This is a genomic window from Neobacillus sp. S1227, assembly GCF_055385255.1.
On sequence record NZ_AP038276.1, the window covers coordinates 2,958,631 to 2,980,000 of the forward strand.

Genomic DNA, 21,370 nt, shown 5'->3' on the forward strand with positions numbered 1-21,370 from the left:
CTTAAGTTTCTTCATATCTTTTTCGGTATAACATAATTTCTGCTTTCAGACTCTGCAATTCGAGAATTTTCTCATCAAGTTCTTTGAGCTTTTTATCTGTATATTCTAAAATTTTATTTTTTTCCTCTTGCCCTGTTGGATTACTTTCGTAAAGGTCAACCATTTCCTTGATTTCATCAAGCTTAAATCCTTGTCTTTTTCCTCGAAGGATTAACTTTAATCTTAATCGTTCCTTTTCGGTAAAATAGCGATGCTGGTTATTGTCAGTTCTTTCTTCTGATTTCAATAGCCCAACTTCTTCATAGTACCGAATAGTTCTAGAGCTAATGTCAAACATGGAGGCTATTTCATTAATCGAGTATCTTTCTTTTCTTTTCAAAAATCACCATCCCCTTTTTTGTCATTTCGCAAAATGTTATTATTTTTTTTAGTTTTTGTTTACGTTAACTGGAACTTTCAAAATAAGAGTAACATGTAGGGTATAAATTGTCAAAATATTATTTATTTTCTGAGTTATTATATTAAAATAGACAGAAATTGAAAAAACCTTCTCGGAATATTAATGTGAGAAGGTTTTTTTAATATACGGATGTTACTTTATTATAAGAATCTAGTTTTGTATTATGATTCACTACTAATAAGGTGTTCTATTTCTTTTAACTTGGCAGACAGCTCCATGAACCACTCTTCATCACCCGTTGACAATGCCAAGTCTATTAGGAATCGTGTTTGCTCTTTATTTGTGGCTGTAGAGACAGGCAGTTTCTTCACCTGTTTGCTTAAAATCGATATTGTTTTTCCAATGGTCTCCGTATTGTCACTTCTAATGACCGTTACTTTAACCACTCCTTCGATAATATCCATTGATTCTATAAAACCAAAGATTAGTTCACCGTCCCTTGAAGTTCCCTTAATCCAATCACCTGTTTTTAAACTAGAACGATCGTTCGGCCACATAACTGGTCACCTCCGAATTATTTTATTGTTATTGTATGAAGTTGATGCCATATAGGATACGCAATCTGTAATGTTTTTTATTACACTTTTGATAAAAATAAACCTTAAGAAAATCAACAATCACAGCCTTTGCATTGATTGATTAGATCGACAACTTCCTTTATTGTATAGTCCTTCAAATATTCTCCAAGATGTTCTTCGGCACCCAAGAATATTTTAAACAGTACTGTATGCATATTCGCGCCCACTATACACTTTTCATTAGAATCTGGACACTTTGGCTGCAATGCACCTTCAGAGGTTATCTTATAGATGTCCCAGAGCGTAACTTCATTTAAATCCAGGGCAAAAATAAAACCCCCGCCAATTCCTTCTTTTGATTTTATAAATCCATTTTTTTTCAACAAACTTAGGACTTTACGAATCCGAACCGGGTGGACACCGGCACTTTCCGAAATGGCTTCACTTGTTGACATTCGGTCAGGCTGTAGTGCGAGATATGTTAAACTGTGTATGGCAAGTGTAAAATCGCTGTTCATAACCTGGCCTCCTTTAAAACTGCTAATCATTCTATTCATTGTTATATTTTTAATAAATTATTGTACTGTAATAGTAAACGTTACAGATTAGCTTGTCAAATTTAAACATTCCACTGTTTTTTCACTTGTTCTTCTGCTATTTGTTTAATTCTGTCCCATTTCACTTCTTTTTGCACAATAACATTGGTGTGATAATTTCTATCTTTATAATGAACTGTTACGAAAACTTCAATCATTTTATTCTTCCTCCATTTTATTCATTTGCCGCTTTTTGCAATTCCATGCTCAAAAATGAACGAATCCTGCGCGGTAGAAAGCTACGAATTTCTTCATCATTGTATCCAACCTGTAATCGTTTTTCATCCAATATAATAGGCCGGCGCAGCATTTTCGGGTTTTCGATTAATAATTTATAAAATTCATTGAGCGGAAGCATATCAAGATCTATATTTAATTCCTGGAATGTCTTTGAATTAGTTGAAATAATTTCGCTGGTCCCCTCTTCAGTCAATCGCAGGATGGTTTTAATCTCATCGACAGTAAGCGGATTAGCCAATATGTTTCTCTCTTTATAGTCAATATGATGTTCCTCAAACCAGGCTTTTGCTTTGCGACAAGAAGTACAGCTAGGCGTCGTAAACAATGTCACCATATACTCTAAACACTCCTTTAAAATGTAATAAAAAATCTTACAGTTAAGATATAAGAAAAAAACTTTTCTGTTACGATGGGCAATTTCCTTTTTCATCTATACTGTAATTTTATTATTTACAGTTGATTTCGTCAACCACTAAATCTATATTTTTATACATAAAACAATACCGTTAAAAACCACAAGTCACAATTTTAGGGTCTCCTACACTTTTTATTCGCATTCGAACGACTGCTATTTATTACTTTTTTATGAACCTGTCATGCTTCATTTCATGGAGAAAAAAGACTTATATCCCAATAAAATCTATGGTAGACATGCTAATTTAAAATAAATTTGCCGTATCTAAAGATGCTAATCAGGGAAGACCCATTGTCGAGTGATAATTGTGGTCTTTCAGATAGTATTAACGTACCGATTTGTTTTTATGTTGATATTTTTAGAAGTGAGAAAATGATTTCTTTAAAAGGAAAACGGCTCTCATTACTAAGGAGCAGGTAGAGGCATTGGATGTACAACTGCCATCGTTTTAGCTAAAGAAGGCGTAGGTGTAGGTGTAGTAAACCTAATGGATGTCTAAATGTAACAAACGCAGTGTTGCCCGGCATGGTTGAAAGAAAATCATCTGATATAATCAATATTTCATCGTCTGCCGGCCAAAAAGCTGCTACTGTAACCAGTGCCTACAGCGCATCTAAATTTGCTGTTTTAGGATTAACAGAATCTCTTATGCTTGAGGTAAAGAAACATAATATTCGTGTCACTGCATTAACACCAAGTACGGTCGTAACTGACTTGGCGGGAGAGAACAAACCTCGTGCAGGGCATGGAAGAAAATGTCATGCATCCTGAAGATCCCGCTGAATTAATCATCGCCAGCCTTAAACTGAAATCCACGAGTTTTTGTAAATACAGCAGGCCCATCATAAAAAGAAGCAGATCATGAGTCTGCTTCTTTTTATGATGGTATTGGCTAATTTTGAGTGTTAGTTGAACATGGACCTTACTCTCTCCAAATCAGCGATTAACTGATTAATTTCATTCTGCGATAATGGCAGGGGCAATTGATCATATAAGGTAATGATCTGGCCCTCATTTTCATGCTGATGTCTTTTTAAATAATCGTATATTTCGTTTATTTGGTTTTCTTTTAGGACAGACTCCGTTTCGAAATATTTCACTTTCTGTAAGGAAAACTCATTCAAAGACGTATCAAATTCACCTGCAATAATCGTTCCTTGCAAGAACATAGTCTCACTCCTCGAAGTCAGGATGATTTATGTTTCCCCAAAATAAGCAACAAATGTTTAAATCCTATAAAATGACTTGGTGTTCCCCAATACTCTTTCCGAAACTTCTGTTTCTGAGAGATTTTTTATTTTTGCTATTATGGAAATTGATTCCCTCATCATGGCCGGGTGCGTCATTTTCTCTAAAAAAGGACCTTCGAATGGCCATGGACCGTCTGTTTCAACCATCATTTGCTCCAACGGGTAAGTATTGGCTACCCTTTGGATTTTTTCCTTATAGACAATCTCCGGTGTAACGGAAATAAAATAACCATTTTCAATCATTCTCTCTATCGTTTGATCGTCCCCTTTGAACCAATGAAAATGTGCCTTTTCGACTGAATGTTTTTCTAAAAGATCGCAAACAATCGGAGCATCATCATAAACGGCATGCAAAGCAATCGGTTTTTCCCATTTCCTAGCTAGCTTCATGAACTCTTCAAGTAGTTCAATATATTGGCCATACTGCTTATTAGAAACCTTTTGTTCTTTTCTTAAATAGTACGGCAGCCCCACCTCGCCAACCGCAATCATTTCAGATTGATGCTTTGTCATCCAGTCAATCAGGCTGCTTAAGTCAGCTTCACTTGGCAGTCCTTGCTCCGGATGAAATCCAAATGCAGGCTTTACTTTTTGATATTTTCTTGATATTTGCAAGTTTCTCATGCATGATTCAAGATCAAAAGACACGGCCACCACTGCTTCAAGCCAGTCCGAACCATCAAGAATAAGCTCAATTTCTTTATCTTTATATTTATCTAAATGGATGTGGGCATCAATCAATTTCATCTGTTATCACACTTCCAGGAAAGGATTAGACTCATCATAAACCTTCATCAATTAGGGACAATGTTTTTCCAATTGAATCATGAATGACAAATGCTCCCTCTCCACGATCATAAGGAGTTCCGCCTTTATTGATAATAATCAGCGGTACGCCCTTCCTTCTGTATTGCGGAAAAGTCGAAAAAGGAGTCACTTGAAGACTTGTGCCCAATACCAAAATACAATCCGCCTGATCAATTTGCTGAAGAACCGTATTAAACCCCTCCACTGAAAACCATTTACCTGTATCTCCAAACAAAACAACATCAGGCTTGATATAGCGGTCTTTTTCGCGCTTTGTTTCGCAAGTGCTGCATACAAAAAAATCCTCCATTCTTTCAAAACGATCAACCATTTCCGAGGAAGGATAGATTTTTCCACAATGCAAACAAGAGGCGGTTTTCATCGTACCGTGAAACTCGATAACGCTTTTGCTGCCGGCCTTCTGATGGAGGCCGTCGATGTTCTGGGTAATAATGTGCTGTACTTTGCCCTGTTCCTCCCATTTTGCCAGTATTTCGTGGCCTTTATTTGGGATGGCATCCGGATGGTATAGATTATCAAAAGCAAACTGATAAAAATCTTTTGGATTCTTATAAAAATAATCAAGTGACAGGATATATTCAGGGGCCATCTGGTATACGCCTGTTTTAGAGCGAAAATCCTTGATTCCCGATTCCGTGCTGATGCCGGCGCCGCTCAGGACGACAATGTATCGCGCTCCCCTAAGGAAGTTGGTACAGGTTTCTATGTTGCATTCCATTACAGTTAAACCTCACTTTCAATAGTTGAAGAAAAGAAAGTTCCTCTAATTATTTTCATTATAATACAAAATTTTCATATCTTCCTTTTGATTTATCTGAAAATAAAAACAATTATCCGTCAAATTTCCCATAAAAAGAACTAACTAATAAGAAAAGCGAGACTATATTTCTATTTTTAATACTGCTCTCAGATGGTAATTTGGTCACTTTCATAAATCTTATCTGAATAGTAAAATAAAAATTAGAAAAAATTGTTAACGTTAACATTTTTTGAGATAAAAAGTTTAAAAACTATAAATTATTAGTTTTGCAAAGAATTGTTAACGTTAAAATAAGAAAAAAGGATGGTGCACCGAGACAAAAATATTAGGATACCAAAGAATGAAAACGTTTTTATTTTTTCGAGTGGTAATACCCAGCAAATAAGAATTTGTAACACCTAACATTGTAAGCAGTTTCATTTAAACTACTAAAAATTAGGAGGGTATATTCTATGAAATTTGGTAAAAAAACCTATCTAACTGGCGCACTAGGCCTTGCTTTAGGCTGTTCCGTGATAGCCCCATTTGGTGCCTTCGCAGCGACAACACCAGCAAAATCAAATGCTCACGTTTCTGTTGACAAGCAAGCACCAACAGCCCCTATTAATGTTTACGCGTATGCAACAACCTATAAATCTGTAAGTCTAATCTGGGATAGGTCTACTGACAATACTGGAATAGCAGCTTATGATGTCTATGTAAATGGTAAATTGGCTGGAAGTTCAACACCAAATGAATATGGAATTGCTATGTCAAACTTTACCGTAAAAGACTTAAAGCCGAATAAGATGTATAGTTTCAAAGTTGTTGCAAGAGATGCTGCAGGTAATCATTCAAATGAAAGTGCACACGTTAACATTAAAACTGATGTGTTGGGTAAAGTATTCAATGTTAAAGATTTTGGAGCAAAAGGTGACGGTGTAACAAAAGATACTGCAGCCATTCAAGCAGCTATTGATGCAGCTTCTGCCAGCCCTAACAGTGTGGTTATTCTTCCTGCTGGAAAATATTTATCTGCCCCATTAGATTTAAAAAGCAATATGACATTCGAGGTCCGAAAAGATGCAACCATTCTAGGAAGTCAAGACATAGAAGACTATCCAGTTCTTGACAACAATCGTTGGGAAGGAACAACTTTTAGATCTTATCAAAGTTTAATTGAAGCTCAAGATGTTAAAAATCTAAAAATTATTGGTGAAGGAACAATCGATGGAAATGCTGGTCCTATCGTAGGAAAGCCAGAGAACGGAACAGATAAATATGGATTCCCTTATAAAAAAGTAAACCTTGCTGGGACATATGACTATAACAATGGAAGATACGATGCTAACACAGATGCTAGTACAACTGTTTACTTTGATATGGGATTATGGTGGGATAATCCAAAAGCAACCAATCCAGCAACTCAAATTGCCCGGCCAAGATTGGTTCAAACTGTAAATTCAGAAAACGTTCTGCTTCAAGATCTAAACATTAAAAATTCACCATCTTGGACCATTCACCCATTATACACAAACAATATGGTGATCGATAGTGTATACGTTGAAAACCCAGCTGAACCTGTTGATGCTCCAAACACAGATGGTGTTGATCCAGACTCTGTTAATGGATTAAAGATTTATGGTTCGTACTTTAATGTTGGCGATGACTGTATCGCGATTAAATCTGGTAAGGATGAAGATGGCCGCCGAGTTGGCATACCAAGCCAAAACATCGAAATCAGAAACAACATTATGCATCATGGACACGGAGGAGTAACAATTGGTAGTGAAATGTCCGGCGGCGTTAAAAATGTTGTCGCTAGAGATGATATTTTCGATGGTACCAACATCGGTATTCGTATGAAAACTCTTCGTGGACGCGGTGGTACTATTGAAAATCTTACATTTGACAATATTATGATGAAAGATATTGGAGGCGATGTGTTCAACATTAACTCGAACTATACATCAAATGGTACTCCACTTCCTTACGATGGAGTAATTGATGAAAAAACACCTTACATTAAAAATATTACGATTGAAAATATTACTGCTGAAGGTGCCCAAGAGGCTTCCTTCTTCCAAGGACTATATGAAAGCCCTGTTGACGGTCTAACATTAAAGAACGTAACCGTACATGCTGACAAGCCGTTGTATTTCCAATACGTAAAGAATATTACGATGGAAAATGTCAACATCAACGACGGCAATATGTTCCAGGAAGGCAGTATATTCCAAAACCTCACAGTTGATGGAAAACCAATTGCAGATACCGAATGGCCGAATAAATAATGAAGCACGGGTGAAGCATGGGGACGGTTCTTCTGCCTCATACAAGCCTGAAAAGCATGCAAACAAAAAGACAACCTGAAAATGGTTGTCTTTTTGTTTGCCCGGCAGCGTCCTACTCTCACAGGGACTTGCGTCCCGACTACCATCGGCGCTGAGAAGCTTAACTTCCGTGTTCGGGATGGGAACGGGTGTTACCTTCTCGCCAATGCTGCCGGACTATTTTTAAAGGTTTTCATTCCCTCAAAACTAGATAATGCAGAAGAAGTAAATAAGAACGAGTTCACCTTACATATTAAATTGGTTAAGTCCTCGATCGATTAGTATCAGTCAGCTCCACACGTCACCGCGCTTCCACCTCTGACCTATCAACCTGATCATCTTTCAGGGATCTTACTAGCTTGACGCTATGGGAAATCTCATCTCGAGGGGGGCTTCATGCTTAGATGCTTTCAGCACTTATCCCGTCCGCACATAGCTACCCAGCGATGCCTTTGGCAAGACAACTGGTACACCAGCGGTGCGTCCATCCCGGTCCTCTCGTACTAAGGACAGCTCCTCTCAAATTTCCTGCGCCCACGACGGATAGGGACCGAACTGTCTCACGACGTTCTGAACCCAGCTCGCGTACCGCTTTAATGGGCGAACAGCCCAACCCTTGGGACCGACTACAGCCCCAGGATGCGATGAGCCGACATCGAGGTGCCAAACCTCCCCGTCGATGTGGACTCTTGGGGGAGATAAGCCTGTTATCCCCAGGGTAGCTTTTATCCGTTGAGCGATGGCCCTTCCATGCGGAACCACCGGATCACTAAGCCCGACTTTCGTCCCTGCTCGACTTGTAGGTCTCGCAGTCAAGCTCCCTTGTGCCTTTACACTCTGCGAATGATTTCCAACCATTCTGAGGGAACCTTTGGGCGCCTCCGTTACATTTTAGGAGGCGACCGCCCCAGTCAAACTGCCCACCTGACACTGTCTCCCACCCCGATAAGGGGTGCGGGTTAGAATTTCAATACAGCCAGGGTAGTATCCCACCGACGCCTCCACCGAAGCTGGCGCTCCGGTTTCTCAGGCTCCTACCTATCCTGTACAAGCTGTACCAAAATTCAATATCAGGCTACAGTAAAGCTCCATGGGGTCTTTCCGTCCTGTCGCGGGTAACCTGCATCTTCACAGGTACTATAATTTCACCGAGTCTCTCGTTGAGACAGTGCCCAGATCGTTACGCCTTTCGTGCGGGTCGGAACTTACCCGACAAGGAATTTCGCTACCTTAGGACCGTTATAGTTACGGCCGCCGTTTACTGGGGCTTCGATTCAGAGCTTCGCTTTTAAGGCTAACCCCTCCTCTTAACCTTCCAGCACCGGGCAGGCGTCAGCCCCTATACTTCGCCTTGCGGCTTTGCAGAGACCTGTGTTTTTGCTAAACAGTCGCCTGGGCCTATTCACTGCGGCTCTTCGGGGCTATTCACCCCAAAAAGCACCCCTTCTCCCGAAGTTACGGGGTCATTTTGCCGAGTTCCTTAACGAGAGTTCTCTCGCTCACCTTAGGATTCTCTCCTCGCCTACCTGTGTCGGTTTGCGGTACGGGCACCCAATATCATCGCTAGAGGCTTTTCTTGGCAGTGTGGAATCAGGAACTTCGGTACTATATTTCCCTCGGCATCACAGCTCAACCTGATGGTGAACGGATTTTCCTATTCACCGGCCTAACTGCTTACACGCACATATCCAGCAGTGCGCTTACCCTATCCTCCTGCGTCCCCCCATCACTCAAACGATAAAGAGGTGGTACAGGAATATCAACCTGTTGTCCATCGCCTACGCCTTTCGGCCTCGGCTTAGGTCCCGACTAACCCTGAGCGGACGAGCCTTCCTCAGGAAACCTTAGGCATACGGTGGATGAGATTCTCACTCATCTTTCGCTACTCATACCGGCATTCTCACTTCTAAGCGCTCCACCAGTCCTTACGGTCCAGCTTCAACGCCCTTAGAACGCTCTCCTACCGCGGACACCACAAGGTGTCCACCCACAGCTTCGGTGATACGTTTAGCCCCGGTACATTTTCGGCGCAGAGTCACTCGACCAGTGAGCTATTACGCACTCTTTAAATGGTGGCTGCTTCTAAGCCAACATCCTGGTTGTCTAAGCAACACCACATCCTTTTCCACTTAACGTATACTTTGGGACCTTAGCTGGTGGTCTGGGCTGTTTCCCTTTTGACTACGGATCTTATCACTCGCAGTCTGACTCCCACGGATAAGTCATTGGCATTCGGAGTTTGTCTGAATTCGGTAACCCGATGAGGGCCCCTAGTCCAAACAGTGCTCTACCTCCAAGACTCTAACTACGTGAGGCTAGCCCTAAAGCTATTTCGGAGAGAACCAGCTATCTCCAAGTTCGATTGGAATTTCTCCGCTACCCACACCTCATCCCCGCACTTTTCAACGTGCGTGGGTTCGGGCCTCCATCCAGTGTTACCTGGACTTCACCCTGGACATGGGTAGATCACCTGGTTTCGGGTCTACGACTACATACTATTTCGCCCTATTCAGACTCGCTTTCGCTGCGGCTCCGTCTCTTCAACTTAACCTCGCATGCAATCGTAACTCGCCGGTTCATTCTACAAAAGGCACGCCATCACCCATGAACGGGCTCTGACTACTTGTAGGCACACGGTTTCAGGTTCTCTTTCACTCCCCTTCCGGGGTGCTTTTCACCTTTCCCTCACGGTACTGGTTCACTATCGGTCACTAGGGAGTATTTAGCCTTGGGAGATGGTCCTCCCTGCTTCCGACCGGATTTCACGTGTCCGGCCGTACTCAGGATCCACTCAGGAGGGAACGAAGTTTCGACTACAGGGCTTTTACCTTCTATGGCCAGCCTTTCCAGACCGCTTCATCTACCCCGTTCCTTTGTAACTCCATGTTGAGTGTCCTACAACCCCGAAAGGCAAGCCTTTCGGTTTGGGCTGTTCCCGTTTCGCTCGCCGCTACTCAGGGAATCGCGTTTGCTTTCTCTTCCTCCGGGTACTTAGATGTTTCAGTTCCCCGGGTCTGCCATCAATACCCTATGTATTCAGGTAAAGATACTGCTCCATTACGAACAGTGGGTTTCCCCATTCGGAAATCTCCGGATCGGCGCTTACTTACAGCTCCCCGAAGCATATCGGTGTTAGTCCCGTCCTTCATCGGCTCCTAGTGCCAAGGCATTCACCGTGCGCCCTTTCTAACTTAACCTAAAAGGTTTTTACTCTTAAATATAAGAGAGAAAAACTAAAATGGCGATTACTCGGTTCTTACTTGGTTACTTCTTCTATACGATTATCTAGTTTTCAAAGAACGAAAGTTCTGAGAGATAATTCCCTCAAAACTAAACAAACAAGAAACAATCAAACAAACATGTATTGTCTGGCTCATAGGTCCAGCTTATATCCTTAGAAAGGAGGTGATCCAGCCGCACCTTCCGATACGGCTACCTTGTTACGACTTCACCCCAATCATCTGTCCCACCTTAGGCGGCTGGCTCCTTACGGTTACCCCACCGACTTCGGGTGTTACAAACTCTCGTGGTGTGACGGGCGGTGTGTACAAGGCCCGGGAACGTATTCACCGCGGCATGCTGATCCGCGATTACTAGCGATTCCGGCTTCATGCAGGCGAGTTGCAGCCTGCAATCCGAACTGAGAATGGTTTTATGGGATTGGCTCCACCTCGCGGCTTCGCTGCCCTTTGTACCATCCATTGTAGCACGTGTGTAGCCCAGGTCATAAGGGGCATGATGATTTGACGTCATCCCCACCTTCCTCCGGTTTGTCACCGGCAGTCACCTTAGAGTGCCCAACTGAATGCTGGCAACTAAGATCAAGGGTTGCGCTCGTTGCGGGACTTAACCCAACATCTCACGACACGAGCTGACGACAACCATGCACCACCTGTCACTCTGTCCCCCGAAGGGGAAATTCCTATCTCTAGGAGTGTCAGAGGATGTCAAGACCTGGTAAGGTTCTTCGCGTTGCTTCGAATTAAACCACATGCTCCACCGCTTGTGCGGGCCCCCGTCAATTCCTTTGAGTTTCAGCCTTGCGGCCGTACTCCCCAGGCGGAGTGCTTAATGCGTTAGCTGCAGCACTAAAGGGCGGAAACCCTCTAACACTTAGCACTCATCGTTTACGGCGTGGACTACCAGGGTATCTAATCCTGTTTGCTCCCCACGCTTTCGCGCCTCAGCGTCAGTTACAGACCAGAAAGCCGCCTTCGCCACTGGTGTTCCTCCACATCTCTACGCATTTCACCGCTACACGTGGAATTCCGCTTTCCTCTTCTGCACTCAAGTCCCCCAGTTTCCAATGACCCTCCACGGTTGAGCCGTGGGCTTTCACATCAGACTTAAAGGACCGCCTGCGCGCGCTTTACGCCCAATAATTCCGGACAACGCTTGCCACCTACGTATTACCGCGGCTGCTGGCACGTAGTTAGCCGTGGCTTTCTGGTCAGGTACCGTCAAGGTACCGGCAGTTACTCCGATACTTGTTCTTCCCTGACAACAGAGCTTTACGACCCGAAGGCCTTCATCGCTCACGCGGCGTTGCTCCATCAGACTTTCGTCCATTGTGGAAGATTCCCTACTGCTGCCTCCCGTAGGAGTCTGGGCCGTGTCTCAGTCCCAGTGTGGCCGATCACCCTCTCAGGTCGGCTACGCATCGTCGCCTTGGTGAGCCGTTACCTCACCAACTAGCTAATGCGCCGCGGGCCCATCTGTAAGTGTCAGCCGAAACCGACTTTCAACCTTCCCTCATGCGAGGGAAGAAATTATCCGGTATTAGCTCCGGTTTCCCGAAGTTATCCCAGTCTTACAGGCAGGTTGCCCACGTGTTACTCACCCGTCCGCCGCTAACCACCAGGAGCAAGCTCCCAGTGATTCGCTCGACTTGCATGTATTAGGCACGCCGCCAGCGTTCGTCCTGAGCCAGGATCAAACTCTCCAAAAAAATGAGACTTCCGTCGCGGATGTTTTTCCCGCGATGGTTAGTCGAATTTTCCGGGTATTTACGGGCAGTTTATCCGAAGGATATTACTGCGCGTTAATACGGGGGAAAGTTGAGTTGATCAGCTCAAAAATGTTACGTTGGCTCATGTTTTCTATTTATATAGAAGAAACATGATTATTATTGTTTGTTGACGTTTTTGTTTGTTTAGTTTTCAAAGAACTATCCTCATTGTCAACTTCTAAGAAGTGACAAAGAATATGATATCCCATTTCTATTCATCTATCAATCATCAATTTTTTCCATTTCTGATTGAGACACAAAATTTCAAAAGCGACTTTTATATAATAACACATTCATTATTATTTCGGTATAATTTTTCTCCGGATTTATTAATGTTACTCGCAGATACTGCCGTTATTCATGTTTAGCGACAGGAATTAAATATATCTTCTTTTAAATAAAATATCTACTGGTATTTTAATCCCAAAGAACCTCTTGCAATATATAAGAAAGAAAGTACCATTGATTTCTCTGTTCTTGTCATCAAAACGATGTTGCTGACCTTGTTGATGCGGAAGTACAAGTTTCTATTATACTTATTATCTGGATGTTCCTCTTTTCCTACACCTATCAGATTTATAATTTACGATTTTACCAAATTATAAGCCATACAATTGGTGGATAATTCATCCCTTCCAACTGACAACACAAGTTTTTGGATATATATTCCTCCCTTTCGTATTATTGGATTGTTTATGACGGGAATATTGGTTTCATGTCATAATTGATTGTTTTCCGAAATTTTGTTCATCAAACTAAAAAGAAATGTAATGCTATCGTTCTGTAAATTAAATACCATCCAATGATAGAGTAATATAAAGCAAAAATTCAGGAGGTAGCACACATGAAAAAAACATATATAAAAACATTAATTGTAGCTTGTGTAGCTACAAGTTCTTTCATAGGAATAAGTAAAAGTGCAGAGGCTATTACCGATGATCGCGCTGTAACAGAAAATATACCTGTAAGCCTTGAGCAAAAATATGGTGGTATTACCGAGAATGATCAGCAAGACAATACTAGCAATTACAATCAAATAAATACAGAAGAGATCATGCAAAAGCCAGAGAAGACAAAAGAAATAGCCCTTCACTCCACAAAACCCGAGATGGAAATCTCTAAGCAATTGCCTGAGAAAGTACCGGCATCACCAGCTATTTCCATTTCAAATAATGAAAAAGACTTATTTGCCAGATTAGTAGAGGCTGAAGCAAAAGGTGAACCCTATCAAGGAAAAGTAGCCGTTGCGACCGTTGTATTAAATCGCGTGGAATCACCACGTTTTCCGAAAACGGTGACAGGCGTTATTAATCAAGTAGTTGGACATGCCTATGCCTTTTCACCTGTTCAAAATGGCGAGATTAGGAAGCCTGCTTCAGATGATTCCATACGTGCAGTAGAAGAGGCATTGACAAGAAAAGATCGGTTAAATGATTGCATTTATTTTTATAACCCTGCCATTGCCACAGATAATTGGATTCGTACACGTCCAGTCGTCATGACAATTGGACATCATGTATTCGCCAAATAATATAAAATTGTTAGTCGTGAATCCACCTAATCGGTAAACTCTTTTTGGTGGATTTTTCACATCATAATACCTTTTCTATCCCCGCCATTTATTAAGGGAAGTTAACAGTCTTTTTACAAATTGATTAACCTCCCTATTTTCGACAAATTTTAAAAATTTGCCTGCTATAATGACATTGAAGAGAATTGAAACCAAAGCCCGAATTAAAGGAGTAGGAATCATGGCAGAGATTTTAGTTGGATTAGGTACATATCTATCAGTTTTTCTTGCGCTAGGTTGGCTTATTTCAATCGCTTTTAACCTATTTATAAAATAACATCGGGCTATTACAGTATTATTTTCACCATTTACTTTTTTATTATGTTTAATAGAGGTGAAATGAATGACGGAAATGTATTCACCTAGTGATGTACAAAAAAAGCTTGGAATAGATGCCAGTACATTAAGGAAGTACGCCGCACTCCTCGAAGGTCATGGGTACCGTGTTCACCGGAACAATCGAGGGCATAGAGTCTATTTTGAAAAGGATGTTCATTCATTCCGCAAATTAATGGAATGCAGTAAGCAAGAGGGTATGACGATGGAACAGTCTGCTGAGGCGGTATTGAAATGGGCTTCTGAAGAAAATAGCACAGACTCTACTACGGAAATTGAACCCGTACAGAATACTAACGACCAAGTTGTCGAGAACAATTGTAACAATGAAGAAGTTGTCGTGCACAATTGTAACCATGAAGAATTAATGGAACGAATTGAACAAAAAGAAGTTTCTGAAGAAAAAATCTTGGAAACTAGTACCGAAACAGCCTCCCTTCATTATACTAGTAACCAAGTTGTGGAGCACAATTGCAATCATGAAGAATTATTGGAAAAAATTGAACATTTAGAGCAAATAAACTTGGATTTAATTAAGCTTTTGAAGGAAAAGGCTGTACGGGAAGCTTTTCAAGAAGAAAAAATTAATCAAATATTAAAGCATGTAGAACGGTTAGACCAACTAGAAGCTGAACGAATTAGAGGCATAAAAGAAGAAACGAAATTGCAAATTGCGGCTGCCAATCATAAGAAATGGTGGAATTGGTTCACATTCAAAAAAAGCTAAACCCAACTGATGGCGGGTTTAGCTTTTTAAATTATGTCCGTATGTAATAGCCCACACAATTTCACTAATTATGGCTGCTGCGTTCCCGCCCTGACCCTTTCTTAGTGTCCTTGTTGGACTATGACTCCGCAGGTAGGATTCGAACCTACGACCGATCGGTTAACAGCCGATAGCTCTACCACTGAGCTACTGCGGAATAATCTTTCTGGTGCGGGTGAAGGGAGTCGAACCCCCACGCCCGAAGGCGCCAGATCCTAAGTCTGGTGCGTCTGCCAATTCCGCCACACCCGCAATATTTTGAATGGTGCCGGCTAGAGGACTTGAACCCCCAACCTACTGATTACAAGTCAGTTGCTCTACCAATTGAGCTAAACCGGCATATTTTTTAATGGCAGAGAAGAAGGGATTTGAACCCTCGCGCCGGTTACCCGACCTACACCCTTAGCAGGGGCGCCTCTTCAGCCTCTTGAGTACTTCTCTGTAGTAATAACTTACAAAACAAATATATCATCTTTTAAAATTGGAATCTATCTGTAAATTTTGGTAAACAAAAACAACTTGCTACCCTGCTATGAAGACATTTCTCCAGTAAGATTCATTCTGGGTGTCCCCGTGGACCTTTCTTGAGGAGACTTTTCTAGTAAAATTCATTTGCTTATCCTCATGGGCCTTTCATGAGGACACTTCTCCAGTAAGATTCCCTCGAGTTGTCCTCATCGCCCTCTTCATGAGGACATATCTCGAGCTAAAATCACCTATGTTATCCTCATGGGCCTTTCATGAGGACACTTCTCCAGTAAGATTCCCTCGAGTTGTCCTCATCGCCCTCTTCATGAGGACATATCTCGAGCTAAAATCACCTATGTTGTCCTCATGGACCTTTCATGAGGATACTCCTCCAGTAAGATTCCCTCGAGTTGTCCTCATCGCCCTCTTCATGAGGACATATCTCGAGCAAAAATCACCTATGTTGTCCTCATGGGCCTTTCATGAGGACACTTCTCCAGCAAAATTTACTCAGGGTGTCCTCATAGCCCTTTCATGAGGACACTTTTCCAGTAGATTTCACTCGTGTTGTCCTCATGGACCTCTTCATAAGGACATTTCTCCAGCTAAAATCACCTATGTTGTCCTCGTGGACCTTTCATGAGGGCACTTTTCTAGTAAGATTCACTTGAGCTGTCTTCATGGAGCTCTTCATGAGGACATTTCTCCAGCTAAAATCACCCATATTGTCCTCATAGCCTTTTCATGAGGACGCTTCTTCAGTAAGATTCACGCGGTTTGTCCTCATGGCCGTCTTCATGAGGACATTTCTCAAAAACACGCGGTTTGTCCTCTTAGCCCTTTCATAAGGACAATTTTCCAAAAAGATTCACCCGGGCTTCCCTCATGACTCCCCTAAAACGAAATTCCGTAAAATTATTTTAAAATCGATAAAAAATGTTCTTTTACAAGCGGAATGACCTTTTCGGGAGACTGAACATGAATAAAATGCCCCGTTTCTGGAATGATATGTACTGCTGCGTGCGGGAATTGCTGGTCACGGGTTTGATAAGCAAAATCAGTTGAAATGTATGGATCATTTTCACCCCAAAGAATCGTAACTGGCGTTCTTATAGCAGAAAGATTCAGATATGGTTCTGTTAGTTGTTGATTGGCAGAGCGATATAATTCTAAAATTACGTTCCTTTTCTCAGCCGCTTCAAAAATCGCAAAGAAGTCTTCCAATATCTCCTCTTCTACAGACGGAATCTCCTTTTTCATTCCTGCCATCCATGATTCCTTATTCGCCATTGCTTCCATTACTTTTTCACCATAACCAGGCGTTCTCCATTTTTGGGCAAGTGGATGCCACGTATATCCAGGCAGCAAAACTGTATCAGTAATAATCAAGCTTTCCACTTTATCCGGATTGTCACACGCCCATCTTAAACCGATCATTCCACCCCAGTCATGGACAGCAAGATGGATTTTTTCTAATTCTAGTGCTTCCATGAAATCATTGATAAAAGTAACATAGTTTTCCCAAGTAGACGCGTATGAAAAACGGTCACTCTGTCCAAATCCCGGAAGGTCTGGTGCAATCGCCCGAAATCCTAATGCAGCAATTTCAGGGATGACGTGTTTCCAGAGCATGCTGGATTCTGGAACGCCGTGAATAAGCAAAACGGGCGGGGCAGTTTTGGCACCTTCATCCATATAGGAAATCTTTTGATCATTTATGATTAGTGTTTTTTTCGTAATCATTCTGTACCTCCCATTTTTTCTAATGCAGGGTGTTTTACATTCTCACAGTAATTCGACAAAAAAAGTTATAATCCTTTCTTTTCCATTAAAAAGAGAAGGATGCCTCGATTTTATGAGACATCCTTCTTTCCAATGATATAAACGGTCTCTTCCCAGTCGTGCTGTTCTTCAGCGATCTGTGATTACAAAATTCTATTTCCCACAACATTTTTTATATTTTTTCCCGCTTCCACAAGGGCAGGGATCGTTTCGGCCTACCTTCGTTTCGGTCCGAATAGGTGCGGGTTTAACTAATGCTCCTTGACTCTTAGTATTTCTATAGTCCATTTCTCTTTTAAGAGCGACTTCTCTCCATAAATCTAGGTCAGGATGGTGCTCCCCCAAAATAGAATAGTAACTATAAACCGTCTGCTCAATATCAACTAAGTTTGATGTATACTCGTTTTTCATATGGCGGCTAATTTCAGGCAGTGCCTCTCTAGAAAAGTGATGACATAGGGCTTCAATAAGGATGTCTTGATCACCAATTTCTTCAGCCGCATCATAAGCCTCACGTAAAACCTGAATGGCGAAGTCTGTTTTAATATTTTCAACAACAGAAGCTGCAAAGATAATCGAATCCTCTCTATATAAATATGGTGCAACTTCCTTCACTACATCATCCGATTGAAACTGAATTAACGCAGCTGCCACCTCTTCCAGCAAAACATCCTCATCACGTCCTAACAAGCCTGCCAGCATAGGTATATATTTTTCTAACTTTAGCAAGCCAATCATATAAATCGCCAAAATCCCATGAAAGGAAATCCATTGTTCTTCCAACTCCTCGCGAAGAATAATGCCGATTTCCTCTTCTGTCACCCAGCCATTTTTCACGATGCTGGACGCTAGTATTTTGCCCTTTATGTATAATTCGTTCTGATATGGGCCTGTGTGGTCAAGATCGTTTAATATTTTTCCGTATTCCATATAAACTTCTTCTTCTGTCCCATTTGCAGTTAGTTCATAAATAGACCACATATCCTTGGGAAGATATTTTTCCAGGGATTCCCTATATTTAAGAGCAAGTTCCGGTTCAAGCTTCAACAGAAGGTTTATTGCTAAATGGACCTTGGACTTGTCCATGCTGGGAATATTTTCAATCAAGACCTTGAGTGCCTCTTCATTAATCGTCTGATTATCTACATAGATGAGAATATAAGATTGCTTTTCCTTGTTTTTAAAAGCTTCTTTCAGTAATTCTACTGTCCACTCTTCAGGGACCAATGGATAATCGTGCAGTGCATGAAGGACTATGTCCTGAATCAAGATATCTTGACTAATTAAATGTGGTTTAATTTTTTCTAAAAATGTCATGTTATACTCCTTCTGAGTTTGTGATTTTATAATGACTTGAAAAATGTGTTCCTAATTGAAAATTACGCAAAACTTTTACCATTTAAATAATAATCTGACTCAGAAAAGACACTAAAAGCAATTTCTATATCTTCAATTCCCAGACTATGTATATGTTTAGTTGTAATGGCTGCAAATTCATCTTGAACTTTTTGTCCTCGATCGAACCATTTTACTTCAATAAACGGAAACCCTATCACTTCTTCTCCATTATATACAAAAATCGAATCCACAATTTCAAAAGTGAAATTATCAGTTTCACACTGGCAGAGCATAGCCAATTCCTTTACCAAAGGTGTACTAATTTTTTTTACTTGCTCTACACTTACTCCTTTAAAAATTAATTGCGGCACGTTTTAATCCCTCCGTATAAATATTCTAGCCTCCATTAAACGGGCTAATCTTTCCGATATTTTACCATAATTAATCCTGGATGAACCTAGCAGATTATTTCTAAACGCTCCTTCCGTCTTTCACTCTGCCATGCGCTCACGAATAAGATAAGTCAAAAAGGGCTGAGAGTAATGCCAATAATATTACCCGTAGAAATTAAACCGTTTATCATTAAGAGCGGTCCCAAAAAGGAAGTCATTTATCCACAAGTAGTTAACCATCGAAACCAACGGCTGGAACGATACATCAATCAGGCGATTGTTCAACAAACCCAAAAACTGATTGATAAGCAGATTGCGGATATGCCTTCCACTGTCAGTGAAATACTCGGAACCTTTGAAATAAAAAATAACCAGCGTAATGTATTGAGCTTAAGCCTCTCAAATTATACGTATCATGAACATGCAGCCCATGGAATGACCTATATCAAATCGTTAACTTTCGACCTTCAAAAAGAAACGCTGGTGCAACTCAAGGACCTGTTCAAACCTGGAAGTGAGTATATCAAAAGGCTCACTACCCTTATTCAAGGGCAAATCAAAAAACGTGATATTTTCCTTCTAAGCGATTTCACCAGCATAAAGCCTGATCAGGATTTTTACATTGCTGATAAAACGCTCGTCATCTATTTCCAGCTCTATGACCTAACTCCATATGCCTTCGGATTTCCAATGTTTCCAATATCGGTATACGAGTTGATGGATATTATTGATGAGAGCGGCCCTCTTGGTCGAATGGCAGAAAATAATTGATACCCATAATTAAATATAGCAAAGCTGCCGATTACAGTCGAAGCATCCGGAATCGGCCAGTGCCGAAACAACTCCTGATATGTTTTTAACAACAATAATCATAAGGATGCAGCGGGGGATCGGCAGGAAAAATCCACTTTGGCTGAAACTGTTTATCCCTCCAATGCCATGCCCCTAATGCTGCAGCGCAAGCATCAATGGAATGACTTTCATTTTCTATTAATACCGGCAAATCATTCAATTTCTGCTCCTTAAACCATTTTCTTATGAATGTCCTTGCAGGTAAATCTTGCTTATAGCTCAAAACATACTCAAGATTACTCCGAAAAATTCTTGAACCGATAACGGCACCCGGGTGCACTTCCACCATCGAAATAAGATTCTCGGTTTTCAAATTTCCGATTTCCCTGCTGAGCTTAATCCCTCTTAAAGTAAGATAAACCATCCGATTAAACGTAGGCGGCATAATGGACCCGGATTTCATCCCTAAGGACACAATGTATTGCCGTAGTGCCTTATCACCCGGCCGGTCCCCGCCGCCATCCTGATAGGATAAAGGTGCGTCGATTCCGATCACCACTTCATCATTCTGACTTTGAAGTGTAACTTCATTTAATATTTCCAGGTCACTAATATTACTCAAATGTTTGATAAATTTTAACGCACCTGCTTGTTTTTCAAATACAGCCAAGACAGTTTCTTTATAATTGCTCGGTCCAGCTAAATCAATCCCAATGATTTTCATTGCTCCATCACTTTCTATAAAAATAATTTGGAAAATCCTCTCACAAGTTATATGACATAAAGTTTAAATTCATTTAAAATCCTTAATAATAATTATTTAACGGGGTAAATCACCATACTTTTATAAAGCAGCGATTGTTTTTCAAGAAATAAAAAAGTTTAGAAAGGAGACTTTTTATGATACAACAAACTGTTGAGCTTAATAATAAGGATGTTCTAGGCCTAAAACCTATTACTCAATTAGTTCAGGAAGCTTCACGATTTCACTCCGAAATTTCTCTTACTCTGAAAGGCAGAAAAGTAAATTTGAAGTCATTGCTTGGTGTAACGACACTCATGTTAGGAAACCAACAAAAAGTAACTATTGAAACCTCTGGTCAAGATGAAAAGGAAGCGTTGGAACATTTATTGAAAAAGCTACAATCGTTTAGCTGACACATGGGAACGATTCTTCTTCCCCCGTGCTTCTGCTTCAACTCCCGCTTTTAAAATCAAAAAGACAACCTTAATGGTCGTCTTTTTGTTTAGTTAGTTCCAGTTAACCAATCTCATTGTCCAGTGGTTACGTTATGCTTTTCTCCAAACTTTATCGGCTTAGAGAACGATAGACTTTGAGGTAAAGTTATTGATGCTAAGCTGGCTAGAAGCGCAAGTATACCCGCAGCGCTGAACGAAAATAAATGCGTTCCAAACACTTCGTACCCCCATCCGCCTAGGAAAGAACCTATTGCTGCTCCAATTTGATGCCCTACAAAAAATGCTAACCCATTTAAAATTCCTAGTAACCTTACTCCATATAAATCACCCAAGATCGCT

The 21,370-nt window shown here is 41.1% G+C and carries 18 protein-coding genes, 4 tRNA genes, 3 rRNA genes and 1 pseudogene (1 of these 26 cut by a window edge); 6 read left to right on the top strand and 20 right to left on the bottom strand.

Translation table 11 applies throughout. The annotated features are described in order from the left end of the window. Window position 1 precedes the first annotated feature (1 nt). From ACZ5AE_RS14945 to spxA, 5 genes are all read right to left on the bottom strand, one after another. Window positions 2-379: a MerR family transcriptional regulator gene (locus ACZ5AE_RS14945; RefSeq protein ID WP_464565091.1), complete on the bottom strand. Its 378-nt coding sequence runs from the start codon at window positions 377-379 to the stop codon at window positions 2-4. A 242-nt stretch (window positions 380-621) separates the two neighbouring features. Then, entirely contained in the window at window positions 622-957 is a 336-nt protein-coding gene (locus ACZ5AE_RS14950) for an IDEAL domain-containing protein (RefSeq protein ID WP_464565093.1), read from the bottom strand. A gap of 113 nt (window positions 958-1,070) precedes the next feature. Then, a complete protein-coding gene (locus ACZ5AE_RS14955; protein ID WP_464565095.1) occupies window positions 1,071-1,496 on the bottom strand; it encodes an RrF2 family transcriptional regulator in 426 nt (141 codons plus the stop codon). Between the two features lie 101 nt (window positions 1,497-1,597). Then, window positions 1,598-1,732, bottom strand: coding sequence for a BA3454 family stress response protein (locus ACZ5AE_RS14960; protein WP_464565097.1), 135 nt, complete (start codon window positions 1,730-1,732; stop codon window positions 1,598-1,600). Between the two features lie 17 nt (window positions 1,733-1,749). After that, a complete protein-coding gene (gene spxA / locus ACZ5AE_RS14965; protein ID WP_464565099.1) occupies window positions 1,750-2,148 on the bottom strand; it encodes a transcriptional regulator SpxA in 399 nt (132 codons plus the stop codon). Window positions 2,149-2,718: 570 nt separating this feature from the next. On the opposite strand from spxA, the pseudogene ACZ5AE_RS14970 reads away from it, so the two are divergent. Then, window positions 2,719-3,077, top strand: a pseudogene (locus ACZ5AE_RS14970) (SDR family NAD(P)-dependent oxidoreductase); the annotation flags it as partial. Window positions 3,078-3,134: 57 nt separating this feature from the next. Here the strand turns inward: ACZ5AE_RS14970 and ACZ5AE_RS14975 are convergent. Genes ACZ5AE_RS14975 through ACZ5AE_RS14985 form a run of 3 tightly spaced genes read right to left on the bottom strand, consistent with a single transcriptional unit; the run spans window position 3,135 to window position 5,025 of the window. After that, window positions 3,135-3,398, bottom strand: coding sequence for a hypothetical protein (locus ACZ5AE_RS14975; protein ID WP_464565101.1), 264 nt, complete (start codon window positions 3,396-3,398; stop codon window positions 3,135-3,137). A 57-nt stretch (window positions 3,399-3,455) separates the two neighbouring features. Beyond that, on the bottom strand, window positions 3,456-4,226 hold the full coding sequence (locus ACZ5AE_RS14980; protein WP_464565103.1) for a TatD family hydrolase: 771 nt from the start codon (window positions 4,224-4,226) through the stop codon (window positions 3,456-3,458). A 34-nt stretch (window positions 4,227-4,260) separates the two neighbouring features. Continuing rightward, on the bottom strand, window positions 4,261-5,025 hold the full coding sequence (locus ACZ5AE_RS14985; protein WP_464565105.1) for an NAD-dependent protein deacylase: 765 nt from the start codon (window positions 5,023-5,025) through the stop codon (window positions 4,261-4,263). Between the two features lie 494 nt (window positions 5,026-5,519). Between ACZ5AE_RS14985 and ACZ5AE_RS14990 the strand changes: the two genes are divergently transcribed. Next, on the top strand, window positions 5,520-7,340 hold the full coding sequence (locus ACZ5AE_RS14990) for a glycosyl hydrolase family 28 protein (protein WP_464565107.1): 1,821 nt from the start codon (window positions 5,520-5,522) through the stop codon (window positions 7,338-7,340). 99 nt (window positions 7,341-7,439) lie between these two features. Here ACZ5AE_RS14990 and rrf read toward each other — a convergent pair. From rrf to ACZ5AE_RS15005, 3 genes are all read right to left on the bottom strand, one after another. After that, window positions 7,440-7,556, bottom strand: a 5S ribosomal RNA gene (gene rrf / locus ACZ5AE_RS14995). Window positions 7,557-7,637: 81 nt separating this feature from the next. Further along, window positions 7,638-10,576: ribosomal RNA gene (locus tag ACZ5AE_RS15000) — 23S ribosomal RNA — on the bottom strand. 201 nt (window positions 10,577-10,777) lie between these two features. Beyond that, window positions 10,778-12,327 (bottom strand): 16S ribosomal RNA (locus tag ACZ5AE_RS15005). Together the 16S, 23S and 5S rRNA genes form the textbook arrangement of a ribosomal RNA operon. Before the next feature lie 904 nt (window positions 12,328-13,231). Between ACZ5AE_RS15005 and ACZ5AE_RS15010 the strand changes: the two genes are divergently transcribed. Both ACZ5AE_RS15010 and ACZ5AE_RS15015 read left to right on the top strand, forming a co-directional pair. After that, window positions 13,232-13,918, top strand: coding sequence for a cell wall hydrolase (locus ACZ5AE_RS15010; RefSeq protein WP_464565109.1), 687 nt, complete (start codon window positions 13,232-13,234; stop codon window positions 13,916-13,918). Window positions 13,919-14,300: 382 nt separating this feature from the next. Further along, entirely contained in the window at window positions 14,301-15,020 is a 720-nt protein-coding gene (locus ACZ5AE_RS15015; protein ID WP_464565111.1) for a MerR family transcriptional regulator, read from the top strand. Between the two features lie 124 nt (window positions 15,021-15,144). On the opposite strand, the gene ACZ5AE_RS15020 is transcribed toward ACZ5AE_RS15015, so the two are convergent. The 7 genes from ACZ5AE_RS15020 to ACZ5AE_RS15050 all read right to left on the bottom strand — a co-directional run bounded on the left by ACZ5AE_RS15020 (window position 15,145) and on the right by ACZ5AE_RS15050 (window position 19,018). Further along, window positions 15,145-15,216: transfer RNA gene (locus ACZ5AE_RS15020), tRNA-Asn, on the bottom strand. A gap of 10 nt (window positions 15,217-15,226) precedes the next feature. After that, window positions 15,227-15,311: transfer RNA gene (locus ACZ5AE_RS15025), tRNA-Leu, on the bottom strand. Window positions 15,312-15,322: 11 nt separating this feature from the next. Then, a tRNA-Thr gene (locus ACZ5AE_RS15030) sits at window positions 15,323-15,398 on the bottom strand. A gap of 11 nt (window positions 15,399-15,409) precedes the next feature. After that, window positions 15,410-15,500, bottom strand: a tRNA-Ser gene (locus ACZ5AE_RS15035). Window positions 15,501-16,442: 942 nt separating this feature from the next. Continuing rightward, window positions 16,443-17,270, bottom strand: a complete 828-nt coding sequence (locus ACZ5AE_RS15040) for an alpha/beta fold hydrolase (protein WP_464565113.1) — start codon at window positions 17,268-17,270, stop codon at window positions 16,443-16,445. Between the two features lie 192 nt (window positions 17,271-17,462). Beyond that, window positions 17,463-18,626 carry an SEC-C metal-binding domain-containing protein gene (locus ACZ5AE_RS15045; RefSeq protein ID WP_464565115.1) on the bottom strand — a complete coding sequence of 388 codons (1,164 nt, stop codon included), beginning with the start codon at window positions 18,624-18,626 and terminating at the stop codon, window positions 17,463-17,465. A gap of 62 nt (window positions 18,627-18,688) precedes the next feature. Continuing rightward, entirely contained in the window at window positions 18,689-19,018 is a 330-nt protein-coding gene (locus ACZ5AE_RS15050) for a DUF1904 family protein (protein WP_464565117.1), read from the bottom strand. 171 nt (window positions 19,019-19,189) lie between these two features. Between ACZ5AE_RS15050 and ACZ5AE_RS15055 the strand changes: the two genes are divergently transcribed. Continuing rightward, on the top strand, window positions 19,190-19,810 hold the full coding sequence (locus tag ACZ5AE_RS15055; protein ID WP_464565119.1) for a DUF3298 and DUF4163 domain-containing protein: 621 nt from the start codon (window positions 19,190-19,192) through the stop codon (window positions 19,808-19,810). 85 nt (window positions 19,811-19,895) lie between these two features. Here ACZ5AE_RS15055 and ACZ5AE_RS15060 read toward each other — a convergent pair whose 3' ends face one another. Then, window positions 19,896-20,555: a DUF429 domain-containing protein gene (locus ACZ5AE_RS15060; protein ID WP_464565121.1), complete on the bottom strand. Its 660-nt coding sequence runs from the start codon at window positions 20,553-20,555 to the stop codon at window positions 19,896-19,898. A gap of 176 nt (window positions 20,556-20,731) precedes the next feature. Between ACZ5AE_RS15060 and ACZ5AE_RS15065 the strand changes: the two genes are divergently transcribed. Continuing rightward, entirely contained in the window at window positions 20,732-20,989 is a 258-nt protein-coding gene (locus ACZ5AE_RS15065) for an HPr family phosphocarrier protein (protein WP_464565122.1), read from the top strand. Between the two features lie 113 nt (window positions 20,990-21,102). Here the strand turns inward: ACZ5AE_RS15065 and ACZ5AE_RS15070 are convergent, their stop codons facing one another. After that, window positions 21,103-21,370 carry the final stretch of an MFS transporter gene (locus tag ACZ5AE_RS15070; protein ID WP_464565124.1) on the bottom strand. Its footprint extends 1,001 nt past the window's final position, so the window shows 268 of its 1,269 coding nt (coding positions 1,002-1,269); the start codon falls outside the window, past its right edge — the gene reads right to left on this strand; its stop codon occupies window positions 21,103-21,105.